At 67.1% G+C, this 18,289-nt stretch carries 13 protein-coding genes and 2 pseudogenes; 9 read left to right on the top strand and 6 right to left on the bottom strand.

Annotated features, from left to right (window positions below; translation table 11 throughout):
* Positions 1–77: 77 nt before the first annotated feature.
* From QFZ33_RS00795 to QFZ33_RS00785, 3 genes and pseudogenes are all read left to right on the top strand, one after another.
* Entirely contained in the window at positions 78–365 is a 288-nt protein-coding gene (locus tag QFZ33_RS00795) for a hypothetical protein (RefSeq protein WP_307023974.1), read from the top strand.
* 75 nt (positions 366–440) lie between these two features.
* Positions 441–1,572, top strand: a pseudogene (locus QFZ33_RS00790) (WD40/YVTN/BNR-like repeat-containing protein).
* A 9-nt stretch (positions 1,573–1,581) separates the two neighbouring features.
* Positions 1,582–1,869: a MoaD/ThiS family protein gene (locus tag QFZ33_RS00785; RefSeq protein ID WP_307023972.1), complete on the top strand. Its 288-nt coding sequence runs from the start codon at positions 1,582–1,584 to the stop codon at positions 1,867–1,869.
* 5 nt (positions 1,870–1,874) lie between these two features.
* Here QFZ33_RS00785 and QFZ33_RS00780 read toward each other — a convergent pair whose 3' ends face one another.
* On the bottom strand, positions 1,875–2,111 hold the full coding sequence (locus QFZ33_RS00780; protein WP_307023970.1) for a hypothetical protein: 237 nt from the start codon (positions 2,109–2,111) through the stop codon (positions 1,875–1,877).
* 170 nt (positions 2,112–2,281) lie between these two features.
* Complete coding sequence (locus tag QFZ33_RS00775) at positions 2,282–3,547, bottom strand: ROK family transcriptional regulator (protein ID WP_307023968.1); 1,266 nt, start codon at positions 3,545–3,547, stop codon at positions 2,282–2,284.
* Between the two features lie 152 nt (positions 3,548–3,699).
* Here QFZ33_RS00775 and QFZ33_RS00770 point away from each other — a divergent pair, with 152 nt between their 5' ends.
* Positions 3,700–6,861, top strand: coding sequence for a glucan 1,4-alpha-glucosidase (locus QFZ33_RS00770; protein WP_307023965.1), 3,162 nt, complete (start codon positions 3,700–3,702; stop codon positions 6,859–6,861).
* A 136-nt stretch (positions 6,862–6,997) separates the two neighbouring features.
* Here the strand turns inward: QFZ33_RS00770 and QFZ33_RS23815 are convergent.
* Positions 6,998–7,141 (bottom strand): annotated as a pseudogene (locus QFZ33_RS23815) (hypothetical protein); the annotation flags it as partial.
* 22 nt (positions 7,142–7,163) lie between these two features.
* Here QFZ33_RS23815 and QFZ33_RS00765 point away from each other — a divergent pair.
* Positions 7,164–8,939: a glycoside hydrolase family 13 protein gene (locus tag QFZ33_RS00765; RefSeq protein WP_307023963.1), complete on the top strand. Its 1,776-nt coding sequence runs from the start codon at positions 7,164–7,166 to the stop codon at positions 8,937–8,939.
* 28 nt (positions 8,940–8,967) lie between these two features.
* Here QFZ33_RS00765 and QFZ33_RS00760 read toward each other — a convergent pair whose 3' ends face one another.
* Entirely contained in the window at positions 8,968–10,662 is a 1,695-nt protein-coding gene (locus tag QFZ33_RS00760; protein WP_307023961.1) for an alpha-amylase family protein, read from the bottom strand.
* Positions 10,659–11,630, bottom strand: coding sequence for a TIGR03885 family FMN-dependent LLM class oxidoreductase (locus tag QFZ33_RS00755; protein WP_307023960.1), 972 nt, complete (start codon positions 11,628–11,630; stop codon positions 10,659–10,661). The genes QFZ33_RS00760 and QFZ33_RS00755 overlap by 4 nt, the downstream gene beginning before the upstream one ends.
* Positions 11,631–11,747: 117 nt before the next feature.
* Between QFZ33_RS00755 and QFZ33_RS00750 the strand changes: the two genes are divergently transcribed.
* Entirely contained in the window at positions 11,748–12,815 is a 1,068-nt protein-coding gene (locus tag QFZ33_RS00750) for an ATP-dependent DNA ligase (RefSeq protein ID WP_307023958.1), read from the top strand.
* Positions 12,816–12,973: 158 nt separating this feature from the next.
* Here QFZ33_RS00750 and QFZ33_RS00745 read toward each other — a convergent pair whose 3' ends face one another.
* On the bottom strand, positions 12,974–14,293 hold the full coding sequence (locus QFZ33_RS00745; protein ID WP_214851973.1) for an MFS transporter: 1,320 nt from the start codon (positions 14,291–14,293) through the stop codon (positions 12,974–12,976).
* A gap of 229 nt (positions 14,294–14,522) precedes the next feature.
* Here QFZ33_RS00745 and QFZ33_RS00740 point away from each other — a divergent pair, with 229 nt between their 5' ends.
* The 3 genes from QFZ33_RS00740 to QFZ33_RS00730 all read left to right on the top strand — a co-directional run bounded on the left by QFZ33_RS00740 (position 14,523) and on the right by QFZ33_RS00730 (position 18,283).
* Positions 14,523–15,353, top strand: coding sequence for an IclR family transcriptional regulator (locus QFZ33_RS00740; RefSeq protein WP_307023956.1), 831 nt, complete (start codon positions 14,523–14,525; stop codon positions 15,351–15,353).
* Between the two features lie 135 nt (positions 15,354–15,488).
* Entirely contained in the window at positions 15,489–16,370 is an 882-nt protein-coding gene (locus QFZ33_RS00735; protein ID WP_307023955.1) for a shikimate dehydrogenase, read from the top strand.
* Entirely contained in the window at positions 16,370–18,283 is a 1,914-nt protein-coding gene (locus QFZ33_RS00730; protein ID WP_307023954.1) for a bifunctional sugar phosphate isomerase/epimerase/4-hydroxyphenylpyruvate dioxygenase family protein, read from the top strand. Before QFZ33_RS00735 ends, QFZ33_RS00730 begins: the two co-directional genes overlap by 1 nt.
* Positions 18,284–18,289: the final 6 nt, after the last annotated feature.

Here is an 18,289-nt window from a genome sequence, read left to right as displayed (position 1 = left end):
GGCCGTGCCGTCTCTGTCATAGCGGGTCTGCGTCGCATACTGGTCTCATGGGGATGCAAGGCACAGGAGGATCAGTGGTGGAAACCTTGAAGAGGGTGGTGCGGAACGAGTACTTTCCGGCAGCGGCCGTGCTCATGCTGGTGGTGCTCTTTTGGGTGGCGGGCCTGTTGGGCGGCCTGTCTCTGCTGAGCCGGAGCCAGCCCCCGATCGCCACGCTGACATGGTTGCTGTTCGTTTACGCTGCCGCCGTCCTCACGCCCCTGGCCGGAATCCTGGCCGCCGCTGACCTGATCCGCCGCTGGTGGCGAAACCGCCGTGGCGCGAAAGCCGGCACCGCCAAAGCCGGTGCGAGGATCGGGTCCTAGGTCCCGGCCGGGCAACGAGCCCGGGAAAATCCGTGGGGGCCCAAACCATTGCAGCCCCTCTGCCGGAGTGGTTGCATGGGGTGCATGAATGCCTCAGAGAGTTTCGTTTTAGCGATCGGGACCAAAAAAGGCCTCTGGCTGGCCACCAGCCAGGACCGGAAGCAATGGTCCTTTTCCGGCCCGCACTTCCTGATGAGCGAGATACCGAGCATCGGAATCGACACGCGGGGACGGCCGTACACGCATTATGGTGGGGGTGCGGTCTGAGCATTGGGGTCCGTACGTTGCCCACTCGGATGACCTCGGCGCCAGCTGGACCGAGCCCGAGCAGGGCGCCATCAAGTTCCCCGAAGGCACCGACGCCGCCGTGGAACGCATCTGGCAAATCTACCCCGATGCCGAATCCCGCCCGGGGGTGGTCTGGGCCGGTGCGGAGCCGATCTCGGTGTGGAAATCGACCGACGGCGGCGAGCACTTCGAGCTGAACCGCGGACTGTGGGACCACCCGCACCGCAGCGAATGGGGCGCAGGATATGGCGGCGCGGCCGCCCACTCGATCGTGGTCAACCCCTCCGGGGACGACGTGCACGTGGCCATGAGCACGGGAGGCGTCTACCGCTCGCTCGACGGCGGGACGTCCTGGGAGCCGCGGAACAAAGGCATTTCCGCCTACTTCATGCCCGATCCCAACCCGGAATTCGGCCAGTGCGTGCACAAGATTGCGGCGGATGCCGCCGTCGAAGGCCGCCTTTACGCGCAGAACCACCACGGCGTGTACCGCACCGACGACAATGCCGAGAACTGGGAATCGATAGCGGAAGGCCTGCCGGCCGATTTCGGGTTCGTCATGCTGACGCACCCCAGGCGGGCAGGCACGGCCTGGGTTGTTCCCCTGAAAGCCGACGGCGAACGCATCCCGCCGGACGGAAAGCTCGCCGTGCACCGTACCGACGATGCCGGTTCGACGTGGAAGCGCCTGGATTCCGGGCTGCCGCAGTCAGAATTCAACGCGGTGCTCCGTGACGCGGCCTCCGTGGATTCCGCAGAACCCGCCGGGGTGTACTTCGGAACCCGCGGCGGCGCGGTGTATGCCAGCGCCGACGAAGGTGAAACCTTTGCGGAAGTGGCGTCCCATCTTCCGGATGTGCTGTGCGTTCGCGCTGCCGTAGTGGCCGGAGCCCCGGTTGCAGCGGGGACTCCCGCATGAGGATGTGCGGTGGCTGAGATCAGCGTGGTCCTTCCCGGCGTCCTCCAGCCGCTCGCCGGCGGGCAGTCCATACTGACTACACCCGCCGACGGGGCGGTGAGTGTGGGTTGGTTGCTGGATTCCGTGACCGGGACGTACCCGGTGCTCGCCAGGCGGCTGCGGGACGAGACGGGTGCGCTCCGCCGTTACGTGAATATTTACGTGAACGGCGAGGAGGTCCGGCGTCTCCGCGGTCTGGAAACGGAAGTTTCTGCCGGCCAGGAAGTGCTGATTATTCAGTCCGTGGCTGGCGGTTAGACGGCTCAGGCGACGCGCCAAACGCTGCATTCGTCCGTATTGATGGCCTTGCGCATGCCCGAGTGATGATCCATGATCCACACGACACCGATGCCCGGGGCCGTCTCCTGGACGCTGCCGCGGCGGACGATGACGTCGTCATAGCAGGGGCCCACCGACAGGCGGGCCTCGATCTCGTCGCCGCGATGCAGCTGGTCCAGGGCACGGACCCGGGTGATGTGGGGTTTGGCTTCCTTCAACATGGCGTGGCCTCCTGAGCTGGAGCTGGTGCCTGCAATTGCCGGCACAACCAAGTGTGGCGTGACATTGTTGCGCCCGCGTTTCCTGCCCGTTAGCGCCCGGTTAGTTTCCGGCGCCCTGGCGGTTTCGGGTCGGAAATGGGCGTCCCGAACTGCCGCGGAACGGCCGGCGGCTAGGCGAGGAGGCGCTCTAATGCGTGGTCCAGCGCCGTGCGGACGGCCCCCACGAGTGCGGAGTGCTCCCCGAGTGTGGAGGCGGCCAGCCGGGGCCGGGCCGAGTTAAGCTGGCTCAGCTTCTGCTCGAAGACGGGAAGCAGCACGTCCCCGCTGCCGGCGGGACCACCCGCCAGGACCAGCAGTTCGGGGTCAAGGAGTGTGCTCACTACCGCTGCCGCCCGCGCCGTGCGCTCCATCACCACTGCCACCACTTCGACGGCGGCCGGCTCGCCGCGGCGGGCGGCCTCAACCACCATCTCGGCCGTGACGTCCTCGGGGCGGTGCCCGCAGAGTTCCACAAGGACGCTCCCGACGGGGGTCTCGGGACGGTCGCCGGCAAGGATCTCCGCAGCGGCGATGGCGCCAAGCTCCCGGCACATGCCCCCGACCGCATCCGTGTTGCCCACGCCCTCGACCAACTCCAGGAAGCGCATTTCGCCCGCTGCTCCGCTGCCGCGGATCAGCCTTCCGCCGAGGCAGATGCCAGCCCCGAGACGCTCACCGGCCAGGAGGACGACGACGTTGTCCACGCCTTGGGCGGACCCGCACCAGCGTTCCGCCAACACTGCAAGGTTAGCGTCGTTGTCCACCAGCAGGGGCCACTCAAAGTCCGGCTGAAGGGCGTCGCGCAGGTCCAGGGAAGCCATCCCCGGAAGGTAGGACTCCAGCGCGACGGCATGGCCGTCATCAGTGACCGGAGCCGGCACAGCCATGCCTGCCGCCAGCACGGTTCCGGCCTTCAAGCCCGCCTCATCGAGCAGTGCCCGCATGATGCGGCGAGCGGTCATGACGCGCTCGGGAGCGCCCACGTGTTCATCCCGCCACGGTTCGGTGGCTTCCACCAGGATCTGACCGCGGAGGTCAGCCAGGCAGCACGAGATCTTGGTGGCACCGAGGTCGATTCCCGCCACGAAGCCGGCGGCGGCGTTGAGGGAATACCGGCGCGATGGACGCCCTCCCGCGTTGGATCCGCTGCCTGCCGGCTGTCCCCCCGAAGTGGCAGGCAGGGACGCCGCCGGCGCAGAGGCGGCGTCCGTTTCCCGCACCCATCCCAGGCCGATGAGTTCATCGCATACGGAGTGGACCGTGGGGCGGGAGAGCCCCGTTGCCGCAATGAGGTCGCCGGCCGTCAGCTCGTCTCCGGCCACGAACGCTCGGAGGACGGCCTCCGCGGTGATCCGGCGCAGGACCGGGGCGGTGGCGGCTGTACGCTTCGCCGACATATTTTCCCCACCCCTTGACGCCCGGACAAATGCTCTCCCATACTAGCTGGCAGAGGTTTATTAAAGCTATTAATAAACCTGCTGCGTTCAGTCTGGGGGTTACTTCACGGCCTTCCGGGCGGACACTTTCGCACCCACTTTTGAGGAGAGCAATGAAGCAACGCCTTAAATCCGCCTGTACCGCAACCGCCCTCGCGGTGGTGGTTTCGTCGCTGGGCCTGATCCCCGCCATGGCGGAGGCAAGCGATGCGCCCGGCTCGCCGGGCGCCGCCGCCACCTGGACCAAGGGGGACAAGGAGGGCGTAGGCACCTCCCTCAACCCGGCCTCGAAGGTCTGGTACACGCTTACTGAAGGCACCATGAGCGAGGTGTACTACCCGCGGGCCGACACCCCCAACACCCGGGAGCTGCAGTTCGCCGTCAGTGACGGCACCACTGCCCAGCGCGAGAGTGAACAGACCACCCGCACGGTGGACCTTGCCGATCCGAAGGCCCTCAGCTACCGCCAGACCACCACGGACAACGCTGGCCGCTGGCGGCTCACCAAGACTTATGTCACTGACCCCCAGCGCTCCACCGTGATGCTGGGCGTCACGTTCGAAGTGCTCGACGGCGGTGACTACCAGCTGTTCGTTCTCTCCGACCCGTCTCTGGCGGGAACCTCCGGGGGAGACTCCGGCAGTGTGTCGGACGGTGCTCTCCTGGCCTCCGACCTCGCAGACGCAGCCACTCCCGTGGCCACCGCGCTCGTTTCATCGGTGGGATTCAGTGCTGCCACCAACGGCTACGTGGGAACCAGCGACGGCTGGACCGACCTCGCTGCCGATGGCCGGCTGGACAACGCGTCCGCAACGGCAGGCCCCGGGAACATTTCGCAGACCGGGCAGATTCCGCTGGCGGCAGGCGGGAAAACCGAATTTTCGATGGCCCTGGGCTTCGGTGCCGGGACGTCCGAGGCACTCGCCACCGCCAAGGCGAGCCTCAAGGCCGGGTACAAGAAGGTCAGCAAGAGCTACACCGGGGAGTGGAAGAAGTACCTGAAGTCGCTGGACAAGCCCGCCGATTCACTGCAGGGTGACCTCCGCACCCAGTACGACGTATCCCTCATGACGGTGAAATCCCACGAGGACAAGACCTTCCCCGGCGCCTTCATCGCCTCGCTGACTATTCCGTGGGGCCAGGCGGCCAGCGCCGAAACCCACCGCGAAGGCTACCACGCCGTCTGGGCACGGGACATGTACCAGTCCGTAACCGCTCTGCTGGCAGCCGGTGACGAGGATGCCGCTGCCCGGGGCGTCGAATGGCTGTTCAAGTACCAGCAGCAGCCGGACGGGCACTTCCCGCAGACCTCACGCGTGGACGGGACGACCGGCCAGAACGGCATCCAGCTGGACGAGACGGCATTCCCCATCCTGCTGGCGAACCAGATCGGCCGTACTGACGCCTCGTTCTACCGCGACGAGCTCAAGCCCGCCGCCGATTACCTCGTTGCGGCGGGTCCCAGGACGCCGCAGGAGCGCTGGGAAGAGACCGGCGGATACTCGACCTCCACCCTTGCCTCCCAGATTGCGGCGCTCGCCGCCGCGGGCGACATCGCGGCGAAGAACGGCGACGCCGGTTCCGCGGCCATTTACCGCGCCACGGCGGACGAATGGCAGCGCAACACCGAGACATGGATGTTCACCACCAACGGCCCGGTGGGCGACGGCAAGTATTACCTGCGCATCAGCGCCACCGGCAACCCCAACGACGGCGCCACCCGCGACTGGGGCAACGGCGCCGGGGTGCACCCCGAGAATGCCGTCCTGGACGGCGGGTTCCTGGAGTTCGTCCGGCTCGGCGTGAAGGCACCGGCCGACCCCTACGTCGCCGACTCCCTGGCGGAAACCGACGCCTCGATCTCGCAGGAAACGCCGGGCGGGCGGATGTGGCACCGTTACACCTATGACGGCTACGGCGAAAAGGCCGACGGCTCGCCGTGGGACGGCACCGGCATCGGCCGCCTCTGGCCCCTCCTGAGCGGTGAACGCGGCGAATACGCCCTCGCCAACGGACAGGATGCGCTGCCGCACCTGCAGACCATGCATTCTGCGGCCAACGCAGGCTACATGATCCCCGAGCAGGTCTGGGACCGGGACGAGCCCACCTCGTACGGCCACGAACCGGGGCGAAGCACCGGATCGGCGTCGCCGCTCTCCTGGGCCATGGCCCAGTACGTCCGGCTGGCCGCCGGTGTGAAGGGGGGCGCTCCCGTGGAGACACCCCAAAACGTCGCCGCCCGCTATGCAAGCGGAGTTCCGCTTTCGAACCCCGAACTCGCGCTCACCGCACCGGAGGCGCTGTCGACGGCGGACTCGGCGGCCGCCGTCGTCCGCGGAACGACGAGCGCAGCGAAGGTGCATGTTTCCGTGAACGGAACCGTCACGGAGGCCCCCGTCACCCAGGGCACCGACGGAAAGGGAACCTTCTCGCTGGAGGTCCCCCTCAGCGGTGCCAAGAACAAGATCGTCGTCGCAGCGGTCGCCGAAGATGGCGGCACCGCCGTCGAGGACCGCACCGTCCTTTACTACGGCAGCCGCATCGGCGCGCTTGCGGACCCCGTGGGCGACGACAACGGCCCGGGCACCTACAAGTACCCGACCAACAGCGCGTATGTGCCGGGCGCCTTTGACCTGACCGGTGTGGAGGTTTACGACGCTGGGGACGACTATGCCTTCGTGTCCACCATCGCCGGCGAGGTGACCAACCCGTGGGGCGGGCAGGCCATTTCGCACCAGCGCGTCAACATTTACCTGGGCACGGGCGAGGGCGGAGCAACACCGGGCCTGCCCGGCACCAACATCAATGTGGAGCACGCCTGGGATTCGGTGATCGTCACCGACGGCCGGTTCGACGGCGCCGGAGTCTACGCCCCGGACGGCACCCGCACCTCACCGGTGTCGCTGCTGGCTGTTCCGGAGGCACGGCAGATCGTTACCCGGGTCCCCAAGGCGGCCCTCGGCGGGCTGGATCCCGCGACGGCCCGGATGTCAGTCGCCATGTTCGGCAACGCGGAGGCCAGCGAGGGTGTCGGCAACGTGCGGCCCGTGTATGACGGCGCGTACTGGGAAGCCGGCGACCCGTCCTGGATCAAGGAATGGCGCTTCGGCGGCGGAGCAGGAGTCTTTGACGGCAGCATCCCGTCCAGGGACACGGACACGAGCGACCCCAACGCCCTGGACGTTCTCGTTGGAGAGGGCCAGACGCAGTCAGCCGTGCTCGACTGGCGGGCAGGATCGCCTGTTGTAGTGCCGATGCTGCGGCTCCAGCCCTAAGAGAACGCCTGCATCCGGTGGCGCATTTCGCCGACACCGCGCATGTACGTGACGAGTTCGTCTCCCGGGGCGAGGAACGCTGGGGTATCCGGCCGACTCCGGCTCCGGGAGGCGTGCCCGTGAAGATGACGTCGATGATCTCGGGGACCGGGAAGACCATGTCCGAGGTGTTGCCCTTCTGGACCTGTTCGCCGTTGATGGCACAGATCTTCCCCTGACGTAAGCCATTGACCGCCGATTCTTCTGGAACAAGACTTTCAGTGGGCCAGCAGCCCGCCACCGTCGACCAGGAGGAGCCAGCGATGACCACCCAGGAAACCGAGGCAGAAGCGGCCTACCGGGCCGGCAGGGAATGGTTCAAGAGCGCGGTGGTGTACCAGATCTACCCACGCAGCTTCGCGGATTCCGATGGCGACGGCATCGGCGACCTCCGCGGGATCATCGGCAAGCTCGACTACCTGAAAAAGCTGGGGGTCGACGTCGTCTGGCTGTCCCCGGTGTACCGCTCGCCGCAGGATGACAACGGCTACGACATCAGCGACTACCGCGACATCGATCCCGTGTTCGGCGACCTGGAAACGCTCGACGAACTGCTGGACGGCCTGCACTCGCGGGACATGAAGCTGGTGATGGACCTCGTGGTGAACCACACCTCGGACGAGCATCCGTGGTTCGTGGAGTCCCGTTCCAGCAAGGACAACCCGAAGCGGGACTGGTACTGGTGGCGGCCGCCGCGCGAGGGCGCCGAGCCGGGTGCGCCCGGTCCCGGAATGCCCGGTGCGGAGCCAAACAACTGGGGCTCTGCTTTCTCCGGCCCCGCCTGGGAGTACGACGCGCAGACGGGGGAGTACTACCTACACCTGTTCTCCAGGAAGCAGCCGGACCTCAACTGGGAAAACCCGGACGTGCGGGCCGCCATCTACGACATGATGAACTGGTGGCTGGACCGGGGTGTGGACGGCTTCCGGATGGATGTCATCAACTTCATTTCCAAGGAGCAGTCGCTGCCGGACGGGCCAATGGCCGAAGGCATGCTGTACGGCGACGGCGGCCGGTACTTCATCTGCGGGCCCCGCATCCACGAGTTCCTGCAGGAGATGCACCAGGAAGTCTTCGCCGGGCGGGACAAGGAATTGCTCACGGTGGGCGAGATGCCCGGGGTGACGGTGGAGGACGCCGCCCTCTTCACCGATCCCGGACGCCAGGAAGTGGACATGGTCTTCCAATTCGAACACGTGGCCCTGGACCAGGAGGGCGGCAACAAATGGCGGCCCAAGAAGCTGCTGCTCACCAACCTGAAGAAGTCCCTGGGCCGCTGGCAGGAAGGCCTCGCGGAGCGCGGCTGGAACAGCCTCTACTGGGGCAACCACGACCAGGCCCGTGCCGTGTCCCGGTTCGGCGACGACGGCCAGCACCGGGAGCTGTCGGCGAAGATGCTCGCCGCAGTCCTGCACCTGCACCGCGGCACGCCGTACGTCTACCAGGGTGAAGAGCTGGGCATGACCAACATGGCGTTCGGCGCCATCAGCGACTACCGCGACATCGAAGTCCTCAACCACCACCGCGAAGCCACCACGCACCTGGGCCACACCGACGCGGAGGTTCTCGCTGCCCTGGCGCCGCTGAACCGGGACAACGCCCGGACACCCGTGCAGTGGGACGCCAGCCGGCATGGCGGCTTCACCACCGGGGCACCCTGGATAGCCGTGAACCCGAACGCGAACACGATCAACGCCGCCGCACAGGTTGACGACCCCGACTCCGTCTTCAGCTTCTACCGCAAGGTGATCGCCCTCCGGCACGCGGACCCCGTCGTGGCCTACGGGGATTTCAGCATGCTGCTTCTCGACGACGAACACGTCTACGCGTTCAAACGCTCGCTTCCGGAAGCGGAACTGCTGGTGCTGGGCAACTTTTCGGGGACCGGCCGGACGGCGGAGGTCGACGACGGCACCCGGGTTGATGGCGGCCGGGGAACGGCGGAACTGGTGCTGGGCAACTATCCGGCGGACCCCGGCGAACTGCAGCCGTTGGGTCTGCGTCCCTGGGAGGTGAAGGTCTTCCGCCGGAACCTTTAGCAGGGGCGCGGGGCCCGCCGGCCCCAGGTCAGGGCGCCAGACGGTCGCCGGGCCGGTGGACCCGGAACCAGCGGTGGCCGTACCGTCCCAGCTCAACGGTGAACCCGCCGTCGGCCTCCAACGGAACGTTCCCGCCGTCGAACAGGTCCAGCAGGATGGCGTCCCTGAAAGCCCGCGGCGGACTGTCCCCGGACCCGACGTTCGCGGCGACCTTGACCGGCGCCTCACGGAAGTTGTGCAGCAGCACCACCGTGGCCTCCGCCGAGCTGCAGCGGTGCGCAAACACGGCCGGCTCCGGCTGTTCGAGGACGGCGAACTCGCCCCAGCCCAGCTCCGGCGATTCGCGGTACCGCTGGATGAGCGTGACCATGAAGTTCCACAGCGACTCGGGGTCCCGTTTGGCGCTGGCCGCGTTGACCTTTTCCGGGCCATACTCCCCGCGGGGCAGCGGGACCACCAGCTCGGACACCTTGGCACTTGAGAAGCCGCCGTTCTTTTCGTCGTTCCACTGCATGGGCGTGCGGACGGCGGCGCGGCCCTTCTGCCGCAGGTCCTCGCCCATGCCGATCTCCTCGCCGTAGAAGAGCACCGGTGTGCCGGGCAGGGAGAACATCAGGGAGTAGACCATCCGGATCCGGTCGGCGTCGCCGTCCAGCATCGGCGGCAGCCGGCGCCGCAGACCCCGGCCGTAGAGCTGCATGTTCTTGTCCGGTCCGAACGCGGCGAAAACCTCCTCCCGCTCGCCGTCCCTGAGCTTGTCCAGCGTGAGCTCGTCATGGTTGCGCACGAACATTGCCCAGTGGTTGTCCGGGTGCAGCCGGGGGCGTGTCTTCAGCGTCTCGGCCAGCGGCCGGGCGTCCTGCCGGGCGAGCGAGAGGTAAATGTGCTGCATGGACATGAAGTCGAACTGCATGTTCAGCTCGTTGCCTTCGGCGCCGCCGAAATACTCCAGCTGGTCCTTGTACGGAAGGTTCACCTCCCCCAGCAGCACCGCGCCGCCGTTGCGCCGGTTGACGAAGCTGCGCAGGGCGCTGAGGTAATCATGCGGATCGATGTTGGCCGCCTCGTCCTTGGGCGCGCCGCGGGTCTCCAGGAAGAACGGCACCGCATCCAGCCGGAAACCGTCGAGCCCGAGCTCCAGCCAGAGGCCCATGGCCTTGGCGATCTCGTTGCGCACCTTGGGGTTGGTGACGTTCAGGTCCGGCTGGTGCTCCATGAACATGTGCAGGTACCACTCGCCGGTGGCATCGTCCTGCGTCCAGATGGAGGTCTGTTCGCCCGGGAACACCACTTCGGAGGACGTGTCCGGCGGCGGATCGCTCCGCCAGACGTAGTAGTCCCTGTACGGGTTGTCCACCGACTTGCAGGCCTCGACGAACCAGGGGTGCTGGTTGGAGGTGTGGTTGACCACGAAGTCGGCGATCACCCGGATGCCCCGGTCCTTCGCGGTGCGGATGAACTCCACGAAGTCGCCCAGCGTGCCGAGCCGGCGGTCGACGTCGAAGAAGTCCGTGACGTCGTAGCCGTCGTCCCGGTCGGGGGAAGGGTAGAAGGGCATGAGCCAGATGCAGTTCACGCCCAGCGCCGCCAGGTAGTCCACGCGCTGGGTCAGGCCGCTTAAATCGCCGGTGCCGTCGCCGTCGTGGTCAAAGAAGGTTTCCACGTCCAGGCAGTAGACGACGGCGGTTTTCCACCACAGGTCCGATGTCTCCGCGATGTTCATGCCACCGGCACCTTGCGCAGCTGCGGCAGGACGCTGTCTGCGAAGGCGTCGATGAACGGCGCCTGCTCCTGCCCCACGAAGTGGAGGTACAGCTCGTCGAAGCCGAGGTCCAGATACTCGCCCAGCCACTGCACGTGGCGGTCCAGGCTGGCGGACACGTTCACCGATTTCCGGATCTGGGCCTCCCCGACGTCGGCGCTGACGCCGTCGAAGTGCGCCGCCGTCGGCAGGTCCCAGGGGATGGGCGGGGCGAAGACATTCGAACGCCACTGGTCCAGGGCAATGGCGACGGCGTCCTCCTCGCGGGGAGCCCAGGACAGGTGGATCTGCAGCACGGCCTTCCCTTTGCCGCCTTCGGCCCGGTACGCCGCCAGCATTTCAGTGAGCTTTTCGGCCGGCTGGTTCACCGTCACCAGGCCGTCTGCCCAGCCGGCGGCACGGCGGGCGGTCTCCACGCTGATGGCCGGCGCGATCAGGGGCGGCGGGGGCGAGGGCACATCCCAGATCCGCGCCTGCTCCACGGTGACCAGGCCGTGGTGTGTCACCTCCTCGCCGGCGTGTAGCCGGCGGATGACGTCCACGCACTCCTCCAGCCTTTGCTGGCGGGTTTCCTTCAGCGGCCAGGGGTCACCCGTGACGTGCTCGTTCATGTTCTCGCCGCTGCCCGGAGCCATCCAGAACCGGCCGGGAAACATGGATGCCAGTGTGGCCGAGGCGTGGGCAATGATGGCCGGGTGGTACCGCTGCCCCGGCGCGGTTACCACGCCGAAGCGCAGGCCGGTCGTGGCCAGGGCAGCCCCCAGCCAGGACCACGCGAAACCCGAATGCCCCTGCCGCGCCGACCACGGTTCGATGTGGTCCGAGCACATGGCGGCGTCGAAGCCGGCCTCCTCGGCACGTTGGACGTCCTTCAGGAGCTGGCCGGGGCTGATCTGTTCGTGCGAAGCGTGGAAACCGATAGCTGCCATCGTTAATGTCTACCGGCGGGCGGTGGCCATGTCGAGGGTGGGGCTACTCGAGGTGGGGGGACTGGGGCGGCGGTCGGGGGGTGGCGCCCGGGCGGGTGCCGGGCAAGAATGGGGCCTATGCAGCTGCCGGTCATGCCCCCTGTCGCCCCGATGCTGGCCAAATCGGTCGGTGCCATCCCCGAAGGCCGCCTGAGCTACGAGCCGAAGTGGGACGGATTCCGCTCCATCATTTTCCGCGACGGCGATGACGTGGAGATCGGCAGCCGCAACGAGAAGCCGATGACGCGCTACTTCCCCGAGCTCGTGGAGGCGCTGAAGGCCAACCTGCCGCCCAAATGCGTGCTTGATGGCGAGATCGTCCTGGTGGGTGCCTCCGGGGACCGGCTGGACTTCGACGCCCTGCAGCAGCGGATCCACCCTGCCGCCAGCAGGGTCAAGATGCTCTCCGAGCAGACGCCGGCGAAGTTCGTGGCGTTTGACCTGCTGGCCCTCGGCGACGAGGACTTCAGCGGCCGTCCGTTCGCCGAGCGGCGGGCGGCCCTGGAACAGGCCTTCGCCTCCGCCAGCGCCCCGGTCCACCTGACCGCCGCCACGCAGGATCCGGAGCTGGCCGGGAAGTGGTTCCACCAGTTCGAGGGCGCCGGCCTGGACGGGATCATCGCCAAGCCGCTGGACGGGCCGTACCAACCGGACAAGCGTGTGATGTTCAAGATCAAGCACGAACGGACCGCCGACTGCGTCCTGGCTGGCTACCGCGTGCACAAGAGCGGTCCGGACACGATCGGGTCGCTGCTGCTGGGCCTGTACAAGCCCGACGGCGAACTCGCCAGCGTGGGCGTGGTGGGGGCGTTTCCGATGAAGCGGCGCAAGGAGCTTTTTGAGGAACTCCAGCCCCTGGTCACCAGTTTCGACGAGCACCCGTGGGCCTGGGCCAAGCAGGAGGAGGGTGCCCGGACACCCCGCAATGCCGAGGGCAGCAGGTGGAGCGCTGGCAAGGACCTGTCCTTCACGCCCTTGAGGCCCGAACGGGTGCTGGAAGTGAAATACGACCACATGGAAGGCGAGCGGTTCCGCCACACGGCGCAGTTCGTGCGCTGGCGCCCGGACCGGGACCCGGAGTCCTGCAACTTTGAACAGCTCGAGGAACCGGTGAAGTTCGACCTCGCCGAGGTGCTCGCCACCTGAGGGACTGTTAAGACCCCGACGTCGGCCCGCCGTCGTGACCTTCTTTCAACCCAAAACGGCCCAAAACGCGGCGACCCGCCGGTCGTGACCCGGTTTTGGGGGCAAACGGGGTCACGACGGCGGGACGCACCTTGATCAGGCGGACTCCTTGAGTTGGGCTACTTTAGCCCGAGCTCCTTGGTGGGCACCTTGAAGGTTTCCTTGGCCGTCAGGGCCGAGATGGCGGCGATGCCGCAAATGATCGCGGTGAAGATGCTGATCTGCACCCAGCCGCCGGGCTTGATGCCGCCCATGGCCGCGACGATGGCCGGGGCGAAGCCGGCCATGAGGAAGCCGAGCTGCGTGCCGATGGCCAGGCCGGAGAAGCGGACCTTGGTGCTGAACATCTCGGCGTAGAAGGAAGGCCAGACGGCGTTTGAGGCCGCGTAGCCGCAGGAGAAGAATCCGATGGCTGCCAGGAACATCAGCGGGACGTTGCCGGACTCGAGGCTCAGCAGGAACACCGGCGTGAGGATGGCGCTGGCCACGGCGCCGTAGATGAAGACGGGCTTGCGGCCGATCCGGTCCGACAGCCTGCCGAACAGGGGCTGGGTGCCGAGGGCCACGAGGTTCGCTCCGACCACGAGCCACAGGGTGGTGGTGCCGTCCACGCCGGCAACGGTCTTGGCGTAGCTGATGGCCAGGGTGCCGAAGACAGTGGAAACGGCGGCGATGAAGGCGCAGGCGACAACGCGGAGGACGTCGCGCCAGTGGTGCTTCAGCAGATCGGCTACAGGCAGCTTGGCGATCTGGGCGGACTTCTGGGCTTCGGCGAATGCGGGCGGCTCGTGCAGCGTGCGCCGGATGAAGAATGCCACCACGACAATCGCGGCGCTGAGCCAGAACGGGATGCGCCAGCCGATGCCGTACTTGACTTCATCAGGCAGGGCAAGCACGGGGATGAAGGCGAGGGCGGCGAGGATCTGGCCGCCCTGGGTACCGGTGAGGGTCCAGGAGGTAAAGAAGGAGCGTTGGTTGTCCGGTGCGTGTTCCAGGGTCATGGAGGAGGCGCCGGCCTGCTCGCCCGCTGCGGACAGGCCCTGGCAGAGGCGAGCCAGCACCAGCAGCGCGGGGGCCCACCAGCCGACGGTGTTGAAGTCCGGCAGGCAGCCGATGACGAAGGTGGAGGCGCCCATCAGCACCAGGGTGAACATGAGGACCTTCTGGCGGCCCACCCGGTCACCGAAATGGCCCAGGATGACGGCACCGATGGGCCGTGCGATGTAAGCGAAGCCAAACGTCGCGAAGGACATGATGGCGGCATTGGCGTCAGCGTTCGGGAAAAACACGTGGGGGAAAATCAGTGCGGCTGCCGAGCCGAAGATAAAGAAGTCGTAGTACTCGACGGCGCTGCCGAGGAAGCTGGCAAGAGCTGCCTTCTTCGGTGTCCCGGCCGGGGCAACAGTGCCCGGCGTCGTGGACGGGATTGTCTGGCTCATGGTGTTCCTTCAGTGTGACGACATTGTCGCGGATGTATCGGGAGGATCGCAGCCGCCGTCCTTGTTGGGGGAAAGGGGCGGCTGGAGGTCCTTGGAAAGACCCGGACTAAGTATCCGCATGGTGAGAGCTACTTGTGCGATACAGCAACTATGACTGTGAGGGCAGTCACCTGTCAAGAAGCTTGCCCACGATCTAGAAATAGCTCTCACATTGTGGCAACATCGAGGTATGAGTGTGAACGAAGCCATAGGCGGCACTGCGGCCGCAGATACCCCCGCCGAAGAAATAAAACCCGCAAAGGGCGAATCCCGCACCGACATGGTGGGCAAGGCGCTGGGCCTGCTGGTCCTGCTGGGGGACGAGCCCCGCGGGGCCAGCGCGGCGGAGCTTTCCCGGCGCGCCGACCTTCCCTTCAGCACCACCTACCGGCTTCTGGGCTCGCTCACCCGCGACGGGTTTGTGGACTACGAGCCGGACGGCCGCCGGTACCACCTCGGCCTGCGCATCTTCCAGCTGGGCCAGCGGGTCTCCAACCACCACGGCTTTGCCGGTACGGCACTGCCCATCCTGCGCCGGGTCACCGAAGAGACGGGGGAGGCCACCATCCTGTCCGTCCGCGACGGCATCCACCACCTGACCGTGAACAAGGTGGACGGCCCGCAGACCTTCCGTGTGACCAGCGACCCCGGGCACCTCGGCGCCCTCCACACAACGTCCGTCGGCAAGGCGCTCGTGGCCTTTGCCGAGGACGAGGACCGCGAACGGCTGCTCGAGGAGCTCCCGCTGGAGCCGCTGACCAGCCTGTCCATCACCGGCCGGGACGCTTTCCGTGCCGAGATCGAGCAGGTCCGGCGCCAGGGGTATGCCGTGATGGATGAGGAGAACGAGCTGGGGATGCGGGCAGTGGCGGTGCCGGTCTTCAATTCGCAAGGCATCGCCTTCGCCTCCCTGGCCACCGCCGTGCCGGTATTCCGGCTCAGTATGGAGCAGCTTGTGGCGCTGGTTCCCCTGCTGCAGGCGGCCGCCGTCGAGCTTTCCGCCCGGTTGCCCCAGCGCTAAATGTCCATTGTTCGCATCTAGAACATGAGTGCATCATATGAACTTTTCCTGTACTGTTATCCGTATCACCCGGCCAGCACGGGGCGCAGCAAGCGCCCAAGCCGGCCGAGTGCCGTTGTCAAAGGAGCCGCACGCATGAGCAATCGAACCGAGTCCTACCTCATAGGACTTGTCGGGGATGGCGTGATGCCGTCGCTCTCGCCCCATATGCACGAGCGCGAAGGCGACGTCCAGGGCGTCCGCTACCTCTACCGGCCCATCGACCTGCACGAGCTCGACCTGCCGGCCACCGCCGTCGGCGACCTGCTGCAAAGCGCCTACCGGATGGGCTTCAACGGCCTGAACATCACGCACCCTTGCAAGCAGCTGGTCCTCGAGCACCTCGACGAGATTGCCCCCGATGCCGAACGGCTGGGCGCCGTCAACACGGTGGTGATCCAGGACGGCCGGTTCATCGGCCACAACACAGACTTCTCCGGCTTTGCCGCCGCCCTGGCCTCCGGACTTCCGGACGCCAAGTTGGACCGCGTGGTGCAGCTGGGGGCGGGCGGCGCCGGATCCGCCGTCGCCTATGCCCTGCTCACGGCCGGCGTGCAGACGCTGGAACTCGTGGACATGGATCCGGCGCGCTGCGCCGAACGTGCCGCCGAACTGGCCGGCTTCTTCCCCGACCGCACCGTCACCGCGCGCACGACGGCGGAGCTGCCGCAACTGATGCCCGCCGCCGACGGCCTGGTGCACTGCACCCCCGTGGGCATGGCCGCCCACCCGGGCACGCCGCTGGACATGGCGCTCGTGGAACCCCGGCACTGGGTGGCGGACATCGTCTACCGCCCCATCGAAACGGAACTCGTCCGCGAAGCGCGGGCAAAGGGCTGCCAGGTGCTGGACGGCGGACGCATGGCCGTGGGCCAGGCAGCTGACTCCTTCCGGATCTTCACCGGAATCGAGCCCGACGCCGAGCGGATGCGCGCCCACTTCCTGGAACTCATCGCCGCTGAAGAGGTGGCCGTCTGATGCGCACCGGAATCGCCACCGTCTGCCTCTCCGGCACGCTGAAGGAAAAGATGCAGGCCTGCGCCATCGCAGGCTTCGACGGCATCGAAATCTTCGAGCAGGACCTCGTTACCTCATCGCTCAGCCCCGAGGACGTCCGCAAGATGGCCGCGGACCTGGGCCTCACGCTGGACCTTTACCAGCCGTTCCGGGACTTCGACAGCGTGACCGAGGACCTGCTGGCAGCCAACCTCCGCCGGGCCGAGGCCAAGTTCCGGCTCATGTCCCGGCTGGGCATGGACACCATCCTGGTCTGCACCAACGTCGCTACCGCCACGATCGACGACGACGACCTCCGGGCCACACAGCTCGCCGCCCTGGCGGACCTCGCGGGCGAGCACGGCGTCAAGGTCGCCTACGAGGCCCTCGCCTGGGGCAAGTACGTCAACGACTACGAACACGCCCACCGCCTCGTCGAGATGGTGGACCACCCCAACCTCGGCACCTGCCTGGACTCCTTCCACATCCTGTCCCGGGACTGGGACACCGCGTCGATCGAAAACATCAACGCGGACAAGATCTTCTTCGTGCAGGTGGCCGACGCCCCCAAGCTCTCCATGGACGTGCTCTCCTGGAGCCGGCACTACCGTGTTTTCCCGGGTGAGGGCCAGTTCGAGCTCGCCAAGTTCATGGGCCACGTGGTCCGCGCCGGCTATACCGGGCCGGTGTCGCTGGAGGTCTTCAACGACGTCTTCCGCCAGTCCGACGTCGAACGCACGGCCGTCGACGCGATGCGCTCGCTGATCTGGCTGGAGGAGCAGAGTGCCAAGTGGCTGGACGCGAACGCGCCGGTGGCCAACGGAACCGCAGCGGGCGCCGCTGGCACTGCCCGCCGTCGTTATCCGATGGAACTGGCAACGCTCCCGCAGGTGGCAGAGCCCGCCGGCTTCAACTTCGCCGAGGTCAAGGCCGCGGACACCGGGGTGCTGGAAAAGGTGCTCGGCCAGCTCGGCTTCGAGTTTAACGGACGCCACCGCACCAAGGACGTCCAGCTCTGGACCATGGGCCACGCCCGGGTGATCATCAACGAACAGGCCCCCGCCGCGGCCGAACCCGCCATCGCCGCCCTGGGATTCGACGTCGACTCCCCGGTGATTGCCTCCGCCCGCGCCCAGCAGCTCAAGGCCCCCGTGGTTCCCCGGAAGAGCCAGGCCAACGAGGAAGTGTTCCAGGGCTTCGCCGCCCCCGACTCCACCGAGATCTTCCTGTGCCAGGGCAGCCCAGACGGCACCGCGGCCTGGACTGCTGAATTCGGGCAGGGTCTTGAAGTCCCGTCCGGTGCCCGGAACGCTGTGATCGACCACGTGAACCTCGCGCAGCCCTGGCAGCACTTCGATGAGGCCGTCCTCTTCTACACGAGCGCCCTGGCGCTCGAGCCGCAGCCGTATGCCGAGGTCGCCAGCCCCAGCGGGCTGGTCCGCTCCCAGGTCATGCAGACCTCGGACCGGGACGTGCGCCTCGTGCTGAACCTGGCCCCCGTCATCCAGCAGGAGGGCGCGGACTCGGGAACGGCCTCACGGAAGACCTACCAGGAGCACATCGCCTTCGCGGTGGATGACCTGGTGGCAACCGCCCGCGCCGCCCGCGACCGGGGACTGGCCTTCCTGCAGATTCCGGAGAATTACTACGAGGACCTGGACGCCCGCTTCGACCTCGACCCCGGTTTCCTGGACACGCTCCGGGACCTCAACCTGCTGTACGACCGCGACGCCGACGGCGAGTTCCTGCACTTCTACACCGCCACGGTGGGAAGCGTGTTCTTCGAAATGGTGGAACGCCGCGGCAACTACGACGGCTACGGAGCCCCCAACGCGCCGGTGCGCCACGCCGTCCAGTACGACCACCTGCATGACCTGACCCAAACCAACCACTAATTGCCC

It is taken from the genome of Arthrobacter globiformis, assembly GCF_030815865.1.
In the GTDB taxonomy this organism is placed as follows: domain Bacteria; phylum Actinomycetota; class Actinomycetes; order Actinomycetales; family Micrococcaceae; genus Arthrobacter; species Arthrobacter globiformis_B.
Note: the sequence above shows the minus strand (reverse complement) of the source record. Positions and strands in the feature narration are given on the sequence as shown.